Annotated in this window: 11 protein-coding genes; 6 read left to right on the forward strand and 5 right to left on the reverse strand. The window is 64.4% G+C overall.

Annotation, left to right across the window (positions count from 1 at the left end; all coding sequences use genetic code 11):
• The 5 genes from AC56K1_RS09890 to AC56K1_RS09910 all read right to left on the reverse strand — a co-directional run bounded on the left by AC56K1_RS09890 (position 1) and on the right by AC56K1_RS09910 (position 6,508).
• Positions 1-666: an acyltransferase gene (locus AC56K1_RS09890; protein ID WP_497157669.1), complete on the reverse strand. Its 666-nt coding sequence runs from the start codon at positions 664-666 to the stop codon at positions 1-3.
• 1 nt (position 667) lies between these two features.
• Positions 668-1,729: a Gfo/Idh/MocA family protein gene (locus AC56K1_RS09895; RefSeq protein WP_497157670.1), complete on the reverse strand. Its 1,062-nt coding sequence runs from the start codon at positions 1,727-1,729 to the stop codon at positions 668-670.
• 19 nt (positions 1,730-1,748) lie between these two features.
• Entirely contained in the window at positions 1,749-3,077 is a 1,329-nt protein-coding gene (locus AC56K1_RS09900; RefSeq protein WP_497157671.1) for a nucleotide sugar dehydrogenase, read from the reverse strand.
• Between the two features lie 47 nt (positions 3,078-3,124).
• Entirely contained in the window at positions 3,125-5,035 is a 1,911-nt protein-coding gene (locus tag AC56K1_RS09905) for a polysaccharide biosynthesis protein (RefSeq protein WP_497157672.1), read from the reverse strand.
• 492 nt (positions 5,036-5,527) lie between these two features.
• Positions 5,528-6,508, reverse strand: coding sequence for an N-acetylmuramoyl-L-alanine amidase-like domain-containing protein (locus tag AC56K1_RS09910; protein ID WP_497157673.1), 981 nt, complete (start codon positions 6,506-6,508; stop codon positions 5,528-5,530).
• A gap of 232 nt (positions 6,509-6,740) precedes the next feature.
• Between AC56K1_RS09910 and AC56K1_RS09915 the strand changes: the two genes are divergently transcribed.
• The 6 genes from AC56K1_RS09915 to AC56K1_RS09940 all read left to right on the forward strand — a co-directional run bounded on the left by AC56K1_RS09915 (position 6,741) and on the right by AC56K1_RS09940 (position 12,785).
• The gene (locus tag AC56K1_RS09915) at positions 6,741-9,704 is read left to right on the forward strand and encodes a TonB-dependent receptor (RefSeq protein ID WP_497157674.1); all 2,964 of its coding nucleotides are present in this window, start codon (positions 6,741-6,743) and stop codon (positions 9,702-9,704) included.
• Positions 9,705-9,990: 286 nt separating this feature from the next.
• Positions 9,991-10,152 carry a hypothetical protein gene (locus tag AC56K1_RS09920; RefSeq protein WP_497157675.1) on the forward strand — a complete coding sequence of 54 codons (162 nt, stop codon included), beginning with the start codon at positions 9,991-9,993 and terminating at the stop codon, positions 10,150-10,152.
• A 63-nt stretch (positions 10,153-10,215) separates the two neighbouring features.
• A complete protein-coding gene (locus AC56K1_RS09925) occupies positions 10,216-10,389 on the forward strand; it encodes a hypothetical protein (protein WP_497157676.1) in 174 nt (57 codons plus the stop codon).
• A gap of 231 nt (positions 10,390-10,620) precedes the next feature.
• Positions 10,621-10,998 (forward strand): LiaF transmembrane domain-containing protein, encoded by a 378-nt coding sequence (locus AC56K1_RS09930; RefSeq protein ID WP_497157677.1) that lies wholly within the window; start codon positions 10,621-10,623, stop codon positions 10,996-10,998.
• Complete coding sequence (locus tag AC56K1_RS09935; RefSeq protein ID WP_497157678.1) at positions 10,988-11,701, forward strand: LiaI-LiaF-like domain-containing protein; 714 nt, start codon at positions 10,988-10,990, stop codon at positions 11,699-11,701. Before AC56K1_RS09930 ends, AC56K1_RS09935 begins: the two co-directional genes overlap by 11 nt.
• A 13-nt stretch (positions 11,702-11,714) precedes the next feature.
• Positions 11,715-12,785, forward strand: coding sequence for a sensor histidine kinase (locus tag AC56K1_RS09940; protein WP_497157679.1), 1,071 nt, complete (start codon positions 11,715-11,717; stop codon positions 12,783-12,785).
• Positions 12,786-12,793: the final 8 nt, after the last annotated feature.

Raw genomic sequence — 12,793 nt, forward strand, 5'->3', positions numbered from 1 at the left:
TTATCCTTGTTCAGGGGTGACGGCGCTTTCGTGGACGGGCTCACGGGTGAACTCGTAGGCGAGCTCACCGGCATGATCGTGGGCAGGGACATTGGCGGGAGCGCAGGCGCCGCCGCGCAGGACATAGGCTTCGCCCGTTGCCGGACAGCGCGCCTCGCCGTCACCGGCCAGGGGCAGGGCCAGTCGTTCGCCATTGCGGCTGATCCAGCCGATCTGGCGCGCCGGTACCCCGGCCACCAGGGCAAACGGGGCGACGTCGCGGTTGACCACGGCCCCGGCGGCAACGAAGGCGAACTCGCCGATCGTCACACCGCACACGATGGTGGCGTTGGCGCCGACCGTGGCGCCGCGCCGCACCAGGGTGTGCCGGTACTCGTGCTTGCGCACCACCGCCGCGCGCGGGTTGTAAACGTTGGTGAATACCATGCTCGGTCCGCAGAACACGTCATCTTCGAGCGTCACCGCGTCGTAGATCGAGACATTGTTCTGGACCTTGACCCGGTTGCCGATGCGGACGTCGTTGCCGACATAGACGTTCTGGCCGAGCGAGCAGTCGGTGCCGATGCGGGCGCCGGCGCAGACGTGGGCGAAATGCCACACATTGCTGCCGTCGCCGAGGGCCGCGCCATGGTCGACGATGGCGCTGGAATGGATGATGATGGCCATATTAGTACTCCAGCGGCAATGCGATGCGTTTGCCGTCGCGTGCCGAGCGGTAGGCGGCAACCAGCACCTCGAGCGATTTCAGCCCCTCGCGGCCGTCGGTCTCGGGTTCGGCCTCGCCGCGCAGCACCTTGATGACATTGTCGTAGTAGAGCGGATGGCCGAAGCCGTAGACCGAGGTGGTCTGGTAGCTCGCTTCCTTGACCCGTTCGTCGTCAGCATCCGGGGTGGCGAACTCCCACTGCTGCACCTCGTTCACGGCGACGCCGCCGATGCGCACCGTGCCGTGTTCGCCCAGGATGGTGATCGAGCCTTCCAGGTTGCGCGGGTAGGTCAGCATGGTGACGTTCATCGAGCCGAGCGCGCCGTTGCGCCAGCGCAGGCTGATGACGCCGGTGTCTTCCACCTCGATGTCGCGCGCCAGGGTGGCGGTGTAGGCCTGGAGGCTTTCCACCGGGCCGACGATCCAGTCGATCAGGTCGACGTAGTGGCTGGCCTGGTTCATGAACGCGCCGCCGTCGAACTCCCAGGTGCCGCGCCATTTGGCGCTGTTGTAGTACTCGTCCGGCCGGGTCCAGAACACGTTCAGGTTGACCATGTAGATGCGGCCGAAGCGCTTCTTCTCGACCGCGCTCTTGAGCAGCTGCAGGGTAGCGTTGCGGCGGTTCTGCTTGACGACGAACAGGTGCATCCCGGCCGCGTCGGCCGCCGCCACCATGGCCTTGCCGTCTTCCCAGCGCGTGGCCATCGGTTTTTCGGTGATGACGTGGTGCCCGGCACGGGAAATCTGGATCGACTGCTGCGGATGCAGCCCGGAGGGCGTGGCCAGCACAAAGGCATCGGCATCGCATTCGCGCAGCATCTGGTCCAGGCTGCGGTAAGGATGCGCAGCGCTTGCGCCCGCCGCTTCGTCGAGTGTGCGCGGGTTGATGTCGCAGACCCCGACCAGTTCGCAACGGTCGTGGTGCCCGCGGATAGCGTTGATGTGGTTCTTGGCGATGCGGCCGCAGCCGACCAGGGCGAAGCGGATCTTGCGATCGAGGATGGCGGGAGGATAGGAACGCATGATGGTCTCCGGGCTGGGCTCAGGCTTTGACGACGTTCGGCAGGCGCTCGGTATACACGCCACGGGTATCGACGATCAGGTTGGCGTACTGGCGCAACAGCTCGTAGTCGAAGGCGGTATGCGCAGTGGCGACCAGCACCACGTCGTAGGACGCGATCGCGTTCGGGGTCAGGGCCACGCTGGAGAGCTCGAAGCGGTGTTCGCGCATGCGCGGGAAGCTAGGCACGTGCGGGTCGGAGTAATCCACGGTCGCTCCCTTGCGGCGCAGGATCTCCATCAGCGCCACCGAGGGCGACTCGCGCATGTCCTCGACGTCTTTTTTATAGGCGATGCCTAGCACCAGCACCCGGCTGCCCATGATCGAGCGGCCGCGCTCGTTGAGGGCGTCGGCCACCTTGCCGATCACCCAGTGCGGCATGTCGCTGTTGATCTCGCCGGCCAGTTCGATGAAGCGGGTGTGCACGCCGTACTCCCGGGCTTTCCAGGTGAGGTAGAAGGGGTCGATCGGGATGCAGTGTCCGCCCAGGCCCGGGCCCGGGTAGTAGGGCGTGAAGCCGAAGGGCTTGGTGGCGGCGGCGCGGATCACCTCGTGGATGTCGATGTCCATGCGGTCGGCGATGATCTTCATTTCGTTCACCAGGCCGATGTTGACCGCGCGGTGGATGTTCTCCAGCAGCTTGGTCAATTCGGCCGCGCGGGTGGAACTGACCGGCACCACATGGTCGACCGCGGCCCGGTACAGGGACAGGCCGGCTTCCAGGCAGGCGGGAGTGGTGCCGCCACACACCTTGGGGATGGTGCGGGTCTGGAAATGGGGGTTGCCCGGGTCTTCGCGTTCCGGCGAGAACACCAGGAACAGGTCGCGCCCGACCGTGAAGCCGCGCGACTCCAGCCGCGGGCGCAGTTCTTCTTCGGTGGTGCCGGGATAGGTGGTGCTTTCGAGCGACACCACCTGGCCCTGGCGCACATAGGGCAGCAGGGCGGTGACGGTGCCGAGCACGAAGGACAGGTCGGGCTCGCGATAGGCATTGAGGGGCGTAGGCACGCAGATGATCAGGGCGTCGGCTTCGCGGGCGCGGGTGAAGTCGGCGGTGGCCTCAAAGCCGAGCTCACGCGCGGCGCAGATGGCCCTGGCGTCTATGTGCTTGATATAGCTCTCCCCGCGGTTGAGGCGCTCGATCTTGTCGTTGTCGATGTCGATGCCGAGCACCCGGAAGCCCTGTGCCGCGTAGCAGAGCATCAGCGGCAGTCCGACATAGCCGAGGCCGACGATGCCGATGACGGCGGTGCGGTCCTGCAGCTTTGCCAGCAGCTGCTCCAGGTGAGGGGAGGTGTTCTCGTCGCGCATGGGTATCCTCGTCAGTCAGTGACAGTGGGTAGGGCAGGGTTCCGGACCTAGATCCGGAACGGTACGAACTTCTTGATCAGGCTCGGACGCGGCGTGTCGGCCACCAGCGGCGGCGCCAGGTCGGGCGAAGTGGGCACGTATTCGGCGACGATGGCCTTGACCATCGATTCGATCGTGCCGCGCTCATGGGTTTCACAGGCCATCATCAGGCAGCTGATGCAGGTCTCGAGCACGCTGGGGCGCAGCGCGCTTTCCTTCATCCGCATGATGCGCGGGTGCTCGCTCGGGAAGACGGTGCCGTCGGTAAGCAGCTCTTCGTGCAGCTTCTCGCCTGGGAACAGGCCGACGAACTGGACTTCGATGTCGCCGCGCGGGTTCTGCGGCGTGCGCTCGGTCAGGCCGGACATGGCGATCATGGTGCGCGCCAGGTCGACGATCTTGACCGGCTCGCCCATATCGAGCACGAACACGTCGCCGCCCTTGGCCATCGCGCCGGCCTGGATCACCAGCTGGGCCGCTTCGGCGATGAGCATGAAGTAGCGCGACACTTCCGGATGGGTGATGGTCATCGGGCCGCCTCTGGCGATCTGGCGCTGGAACAGCGGGATCACCGAGCCGGACGAGCCGAGCACGTTGCCGAAGCGGACCATGCAGAAGGTGGTGTGGGCGCCGTGGCGCACGGCGGCGGCCTGGAAGATGAGTTCGGCGATGCGCTTGCTGGCGCCCATGATGTTGGTCGGGCGAACAGCCTTGTCGCTGGAAATCAGGACGCAGGTCTCGACCTGGTGCCTGGCGGCGGCGCTGGCCACGACCTGGGCGCCGACCACGTTGTTGCGCAAGCCTTCGACGATATTGGTCTCGACCAGGGGCACGTGTTTGTAGGCGGCCGCATGGTAGATGGTGTTGACCTTGCCTTCACGCAGGACCCGCTCGACCAGGTCGCTGTTGCAGACCGAGCCCAGGTGGGCATGGATGGTCAGCGCCGGGAAGCGCGTGGTCAGTTCCTGGCGCACGGTGTAGAGCGCGTATTCGGAGTGGTCGAGCAGGTGCAGTTCGCTCGGGGTCAGGGTGACGATCTGGCGGCACAGCTCGCTGCCGATCGAGCCGCCGGCGCCGGTGACGAGCACGCTTTTTCCGCGCACGCAGCGGGCGAACAGGTCGAGCCGCGGCGGCACCGGCGGGCGGCCCAGCAGGTCTTCGAATTTGAGTTCGCGGATGGTGCCGCGCGCCGGTGGACGGTCGTCGGCCAGGTCGACCACGCGGCTGAGGATCTTGGTCGGCACGCCGGCCTGGCCAAGGCGCTGCATGATGTCGCGCAGACGTTCCGGGGGCACCGAGGGCAGGGCGATGACGATGGTGCGGATGCCCTGGGCCGCCACCAGTTCGCCCAGGCGCGCGGTATTGAAGACGCGCAGGCCGGAAATGGTGCGTTCGCTGAGGGCGCGCTTGTCGTCGAAGAAGCAGACCGGGCGGTATTCGTCGCTGTGGCGCATGGCCTGCACCAGGCGCGCGCCAGCTTCGCCGGCCCCGTAGACGGCCACCGCGTCGGATTTGCTGGTGGGGCGCCCGCCGCGCGCCCGGAGCAGGTTACGCAGCCCGATGCGCGACATGACGACATACGAAAAAACGACAAACCAGTAAATTGCGAGTGCGCTACGTGGAAAACGCGGCTCGTTCATCACGATTAATACGACATAAACACATAATATGGCGAATGCCAGGGCTGCACCGGTCAAACTTAATAAGCGCTGGTCGATAAACCGGATCACCGCGCGATAAAGATCGGAAATGGAAAATGCCGCAATGGTGACCGCGGCGACCAGGACATACGACGCTGGCCCGTAATTCATTGCGAGCTGCAAATCTCCACCGCGTAATATCATTGCGATCAGAAAACACACCGGCAATGCCAGCAGGTCGGCCGTCACCATCAGGGCGATCTTGCTGGTGCGGCTCATTGACACCATCCTGGTGCACAACTGGCTGAAAAGATCGAAGCTAGAATTCGACATGGCGATCCGCTGGTGGTTAATAAAAAGAGTGACGCTGCGTTTAATTGATTGGCGGAGATTATTTGAAAAGAATGAATCAGGTTTCGGCACCAAGCCAAGTGTGGGCATTCAATAAATTTTGTAAATTTATTATCTGGCGACCACTACGTGTGGAGCTTGACTTGACTCAACGGCAAAGAGTGAATTAAAACGAAAGGGGGTAGAATTAAATATAAGAAATGTAAAAAGGAAATAAATCGCTTGTTTAATTTCTATTGATTATTTAACTGTTGAGAAACTGCCTAAACGGCAGGGGCTCTGGCCGCGAGCAACCCGAAACAAAGGCGAAGGAGGGATGTAGCAGGCGCGGCTGGTGGAAGCCGGGGAAGGAAGCCGGGGAAGGAAGCAGGGAAGGAAGGACTACGCGGCGCCGGCATGCACCGGCGACGCATACAAACATCAGGCGCCGGGCGGGCGGGCCGGACGCGGTTGCGGCGCCATTGGCGGCACCACGAGCGGTTCATTCAGGCGCAGGAACTTGAAGCCGGCCAGCACCTGGCCGCGCTTGCCCTCGCGTGCATTGCGCGCTTCGCGCTCCAGGGCGCGCGCGATGAAGGAGTCGAAGGTCTCTTCGCGCACCTGCGGCGCCTGCGAATGCAGCAGGTGGCGCTCGCCATTCGGCCCGAGCACCACCAGGCCGACGTGCGAGGCCCAGTATTCGCCGTCGCGGGTGGAGATCACGTTCACGAAATCGCCCTCCTGCAGCTGGGCGGCGATGGCCGCCACCGACTCCTTGGCAACAAAGGACTGGCGGCTGCTCTCCACCGGAATGTCACGCACGGTGCCGTGGCGGGTGCGCAGGAAGCGCGCCCGGTCCACCGTCATTGCATACGAGGGCCCGTCCGCGCCCGCCAGCTGCGCGCTGATGTCCGTCACGAGCCAGCGGTTGGCCACGTTCCAGTCCATCTCGGTGTAGTGGTTGCGGGTGGCCACGCCGATCACGCCGTCGCGGTAACGGATCCGCTGCAGCATCCAGAAGAATTCTTCCCACGACCCGGACAGCGCCATCGCATAGGTATGTTCGGCAAATACCACGCAGTCGCTTTGCTTCAGGCTGAACAGCGGCAGATCGTCGTGGATTTCATACGGGAACTCGCCCAGCAGGTGCAGCGAATAGGGCTGGCCGAGGTTCTTGCGCCCGATCGCGGCGATGCGCTTGCGCAGGCCCGGCTCGCTGGACTGCATATGGGCGATGTAGCGGCCGGCTTCCTGCGGCGTCATCTGGTAGACCTGCTTCTGCAGCACAGCGGCGAGCGCAATCTCGGCCGGGGGCGTAGCGGGAGTGGTCCGGGGAGGGCTGGCGCAGCCGGTAAGGGCAGCGGCAACCAGGAACGTGAGGGCAAGGCGCATGGTCGTCGGAAGGAGTGGAGGAGTCGTCATCGATATCCTAACGCTACTCCCGCGTGCGGCTTGCCGGGTAATGAAATTTGATGCGCACCGTATAACTTTCGCAAGCCCTGAATATGTACATTCCTCAAAGTTATATAGCGTCTAAAACAAGTGATTATTCAGCAAGGGCCTACTTCATCAATACTCCGAGAATGGCAGCGATGGCGCCTGCCTTGGCAGATCGACAGCACCACACTACAGCTAAAATCATCAGGAGAGACACATGTTCAAGCAGAAGCCGCTCGCCGCGGCCGTATCGATGGCGGTATGGAGCCTGGCAGCCGTGCCGGCCATGGCGCAGGATACACCCGCGGGCCAGATCCAGACCGTCGAAGTCACGGGCATCCGTGCCTCGATGGCGAAATCGCTGGCCGTCAAGCGCGATGCGGGCGCGAACGTCGAGGTGATCACCGCCGAAGACGTGGGCAAGATGCCGGACAAGAACCTGGCCGATTCGCTGCAGCGCCTCGCCGGCGTGGCTGTGCGCACCGACTACGACGAAGCCGAGAAGGTCGCCATGCGCGGCTCCAACCCGGACCACACCCTGATCCTGTTCAACGGCCACACCGTCTCGGGCGGCGACTGGTACGTCGCCGACCAGCTCTCCAGCAGCCGCTCGACCAGCCTGTCCCTGATGCCGTCCTCGGTGCTGAACCAGGCCATCGTGTACAAGACCTCGCAGGCCAACATCGTCGACGGCGGCATGGCCGGCACGATCAACGTCAGCACCCGCAAGCCGCTGGCACAGAAGGAGCGCCTGACCGGCGTCGTCAACCTCGGCGGCGTGTACTCCGAGCTGCCGGGCAAGGCGGCGCACGACATCAATGCGTCGATCAACTGGAAGAACGAGTCGAATACCTTCGGCTTCATCGCGCAGGGCTTCGCCGAGAAGCGCTTCGTGCGCCGTGATTCGGCCTCGCGCTTCGCCTACGCTGGTGGCAGCGGCTGGGACGTGATCAATACCTCAACCATGCTGGGCGTTACCGACGCGTCGCTGGCCGGCACCGGCTACAAGGCCTCGGACCTGAACGGCGTGCGCATCCCGGGCTCGATGAGCACCGAATTCGTCGAAAGCGTGCGTGACCGCAAGGGCGGCATGTTCTCTGCCCAGTTCAAGCCGAACGCCGACCTCGACATGACCATGACCGGCTTCCATTCCGAGATGAAGGCCGATAACTTCGGCCGCCTCAACGCCGGCGCCATGTTCAGCATGCTGCGCGGCCAGGGCGGCGTGCAGGGCGGCGCCGCGCCGACCCTGTCGAACGGCCAGCGCGTCTACGCGCAGATCAAGAACCCGGTCATCGTGACCGAGCGCACCATCTACGGCCACGACCTGAAGGTGCTCAAATCGGCCGACATCGTCTACCCGGCGGGCACCACCCCGCAGTACATCGGCGAGACCGAGGGCGCCTACCGTGAGGGCGCCAAGGCCACCAGCGCCTTCCTCGACCTCGACGTCAAGTACCGCGTGAGCCAGGACCTGACCGTCAAGGGCCTGCTGTCGAGCACCAAGGGCACCGGCGAGACCGGTCTTGACCAGGGCCTGACCTACACCCGCTACGGCACCGGCGTGCGCTATGCGCTGGGCGACCTGCGTGACGCACCGTTCGTCCAGTACTTCGGCACCGGCCCGAACGTCCCGGGACGCAATGCCGACGGCAGCGGCTTCGTGCTAAGCGGCCGCGCCGCTTCGGGCGTGAAGACCACCGACAAGGAAACCAGCCTTAACCTCGATGCCGAATACAAGCTCGACCACGGATTGCTGAAGTCGCTCGACTTCGGCGCGCGCCATGCCGACCACCGCCGCGAGAGCGCGCGCCGCTTCCCGCAGCTGCGCACCGGCGCCCTGTCGGCGAATGAGCCGACCGCGGCCTCGAACTTCATCCAGTATCCATCCGACTTCGGCGCCGACCTGGACGGCCCGGCCGGCTGGGACAACACCAGCTGGACCCTGACCCCGGAAGCGCTGAAGGCCTATTTCGCCGCCAACTACAAGCCGACCAACGCGGAATGGGAACGCCGCGTCTCGACCGAACTGGACATGCGCGAGCGCCAGAGCGCGGCTTATGTCATGGCCAACCTCGAAGGCGACCGCTGGTCGGGCGACCTCGGCCTGCGCTATGTGCGCACGAAGATCAATGCCGCGGTACCGTCGCCGATCCCGGCCGGCCTGTGCCCACGCACCGAACCCGGCAAGCCGGTGACCACCTGCGCCGCGGTGCCGGGCGCGATCACCACCGCCAGCGACGGCGTGCAGTACTACGATGGCGTGCCCTTCGTGGTCAACTCGGGCGTGATGTACTTCAAGGAAGCCAAGGAAAGCACCTTCAACAACCTGCTGCCCAGCATGAACGTGCGCTACGAGCTGGCCAAGGACCATATCCTGCGTTTCGGCGCCAGCAAGACCATCGCGCGCCAGAACTACAACCTGCTCGGCGCCGGCTACGGCTCGCCGGCCTGTACCGATGGCGTCTGTCAGGTCAACGGCCCGAACCCGAACCTGGAGCCGCTGTTCTCCAAGAACCTCGACCTGTCCTACTCGTGGTACCTGGGTAGCCGTTCGATGTTCGGCTTCAACCTGTTCGCCTCGAACATCACCGGCTATCCAAAGACAGGCGTCGCCAGCCAGGACACGGTGCAGCTGCTCGATCCGCGCGACTCGCAGGTCAAGAACTTCGCGGTCAATTCGGCCTCGCAGCAGGGCGCGCGCATCCGCGGCATCGAAGTGATGTACGAGCAGCCCTTCGGCGACACCGGCTTCGGCTTCACCTCGAACGCCAGCAAGTCCAGGACCCGCGTCGACGACGGCCGTCCTATGGTGGGCGCGTCGGAATACGCGGCCAACCTGGGCCTGTACTTCGAGAACGACAAGCTGTCGGCCCGCCTGGTCGCCAACTATCGCAGCGAGTACATCAACACCTCGACCGCGCCGGCGCCGAACGCCAACAGCCAGGGCCTGTCGACCATCAACGGCATCCTGATGCCGGTCGCGCCGACCATCGCGGCACCGGTGACCACGCTGGCATTCAACGCCAGCTACAACCTGATGCCGAACCTGCAGCTGTCGTTCAACGCGACCAACCTGACCAACGTGAAGCGCGCTTACTACCGCTACAGCGAAGAAGAGCAGCAGAAGCTGGACGTTTCGGGCCGCATCTACTACCTGAACCTGAAGTACCGCTTCTGATCACTTGCAGGTCCGTTTAGAAGGGGAGCTCCGGCTCCCCTTTTTTTCGACCGGACGCTGCGCTTTCCTTTGCGGCTAACCGCCTTGTAGGAGGTGGCCTATCGAAAAGTGTGTGCTACCTAACGGTCGTTTTGCCGGGCCATCGTTATGATGGACCTGTGTGAGTGAGGGACTGCGCGACAAGCGCGGCGCCAACAGCTCAACAGGTTAGCCGGTCGCCTCGAGGACCGGCACCAGATCCGGGCCGGCGCGACAGCGAAGGCCCCAAACAGTAGCGGAGGATGCCATGTCCGAGATCAAGCACCCACCCAAGCATTTGGTACGCGAATACCTCGAGCGTCGCTCGCGGGATTCCGCACCGCCCCCGACGCCGGAAGAAATCCGGCGCCAGCTGGGATGGGGCATGCTGATGCCGGCCGATCTCAAGATGGGCAGCAACCGCTCGTAAATCCATTCCGCGCCAGGACGGGGCGGGCATCACCGACAGCACGGTGTCAACCAGGAGACGTTCATGACTAACAAGATCGGCAACAAACACGAAGCACAACACCGCGGCAAACAGGAACGCCTGGAAATCCGCCGCATCAACATCGCGCGCGAAGCCGTGAAAATGGCCGAAGCCCGCGGCAAATACCGCAACCAGGTCAAGGGCCGTCCACAGATGGACCTGTCGGCTCAAGCCTGATAGACCGCCCGGCCCGCAAGCCCGCCCTTCAAAGGCGGGCTTTTTTTCGTCCATCTTCCGTATCAGGCCCGCTAGATTGCAATTGGCCGCCATCCACCGTCCTGCTTCGCAACACGCCGAATTCTTCGCCGTTCACCGCCCTGGGGCCGCCGTTCACCGATTTGCGCTTTTCCCGGACCTTGGCTGTCCGCTATCGTATGTCCATTCCGATCACATACGAGGAGTCGCAACATGAACTACGAAGATGCATACCGGTGGCGCAAGCAGGTCGTCTGGGGCCTGTTCCTGATTGTAGTTGGTGCGGTCATCCTGCTCGACCGCCTTGACTATCTCGACGCCAGCTCGCTGTGGCATTATTGGCCGCTGCTGCTGGTCGTCGTCGGCATCAACCAGACCATCGGCTACCCGAGCCCGCGCGAATTCGGCAACGGACTCTGGACCGTCTTCATCGGCCTGTGGCTGTTCGCCTGTTTCGAGCACGTCTTTGGCCTCACCTTCCGCAACAGCTGGCCGCTGTTCATCCTGGCCTGGGGCGTGAAGATGGTCGCCGAGCCTTTTATTGCGCGCCGCCTTGCCCTCAACCATCCGGAGAACGACCATGCAAAATAAACTTCAGCGCAAGGGCGTGACCAGCCAGGTCGTGCTGGGCCTCCTGGTGATCTTCGTGGGCATGCTGTTCCTGCTCGATAACCTCGACATTCTCGACACCCGCCGCGCCGTGTCGTTCTGGCCGATGTTGTTCATCATCGTCGGCACCGTCAAGCTGTGCGACACCCAGACCCGCGGCGGGCGGATGCTGGGCACCGGCTTCATCGCCCTGGGCGTGGTGATCATGCTGGACCGGATGGACATCATCGATTTCAACTGGCGTGTGCTGTGGCCGCTGTTCTTCATCGGCTTCGGCATCTACACCCTGGTCAAGGCGCGCACCGGGCGGCGCCTGATTTCGATCGACGGCGTCAAGGGCGAAACGGATCTCGGCGGCGAAGGTGTGGTGGATATCACCGCCATTCTGGGCGGCTTTGAGCGGCGCGTCTTCACGCCGAACTTCCGCGGCGGCGAGATCACGGCGGTGATGGGCGGCTGCGCGCTCGACCTGCGCAACTCGTCGATCCAGGGCGAGGCGGTGGTCAACGTGTTCGCCTTCTGGGGCGGCGTCACGCTCAAGGTTCCGCCCGACTGGACGGTGATCCTGGACGGCACGCCGCTCATGGGCGGCTTCGAGGAAAAGACCATCGCACCGCCGGACAACAGCAAGCGCCTGGTCGTGCGCGGCTACGCCATCATGGGCGGCGTGGAAGTACGCAACTGATGGTCGAGACCCGATGAACGGCGGATCCTGGGCGCGGCGCAGCGTCGCGCTCTACCTGCTGGCCTGGCTGATGCTGGGCGTACTGCTGGCAGGGCTGATCACTACGACCACGGGCTTTGGTCCCGCCGCCAGCCTGCTGTTCGCGCTGCCGCTGACGCTGTTCTATGCCAGCGCCTGCGGCTTTTCCGCCTACTACCTGTGCCGCGCCTATCCGCTGGGGCAGCGCCCGCTGGGCGCGGTGCTGTCGGTGTTCTTCTTTAGCGCCCTCAGCGCCGCCATCCTCTGGTGCGCGGCGGGCAGCGCCTGGGCTTACCTTTGCACGCTGGTGCTGCCTGAGGCGGTCGAGGTGACGCGTCCCTTCGTGGCGCTCATGCTCGGGATCGGCATGCTGCTGTACTGGATGACCGCGGTGGCCCACTACCTCGTGCTGGAGTTCGAGCGCGCGCGCCGCGCCGAGACCCGTGCGCTCGAATCGCGCCTGCTGGCGCAGGACGCCGAACTGCGCATGCTGCGCACCCAGGTCGATCCGCACTTCCTGTTCAACAGCCTGAACTCGATCAGTGCGCTCACCAGCATCGATGCGAGCCGCGCGCGCGACATGAGCTTGCAGCTGGCGGGCTTCTTTCGCCAGACGCTCGGCCTGGAGGCCCACCGCAAGGTGGCCTTGAGCGAGGAGGTCGGGCTGGTTGAACGATTCCTGGCGATCGAGCAGGTGCGCTTCGGCCCGCGCCTGGCCTTTGCGCAGCAGGTCGGCGAAGGCGCCGGCGACTGCCTGCTGCCGCCAATGATCCTGCAGCCGCTGGTGGAGAACGCGGTCAAGCACGGGATTGGCCAGCTGCTCGATGGCGGTACCATTACGGTAACGGCCGAACGCGCGGGCTCGCTGCTGCGTATCCGGGTCGAGAACGACATCGACCCCGACGACGCGCGAGCGCAGCAGCCCGGCAAGGGCATCGGCCTGGTCAACGTGCGCCAGCGGCTGGCCGCGGCCTACGGCAGGGACGGCAGCGTGCACTGGGCACGCGACGACAAGACATTCAGGGTGGAGCTGGTGCTGCCCGCAGAGACAAACGAGAAATCATGAGGAGAGCT

It is taken from the genome of Telluria sp. ZB4P37, assembly GCF_059685855.1.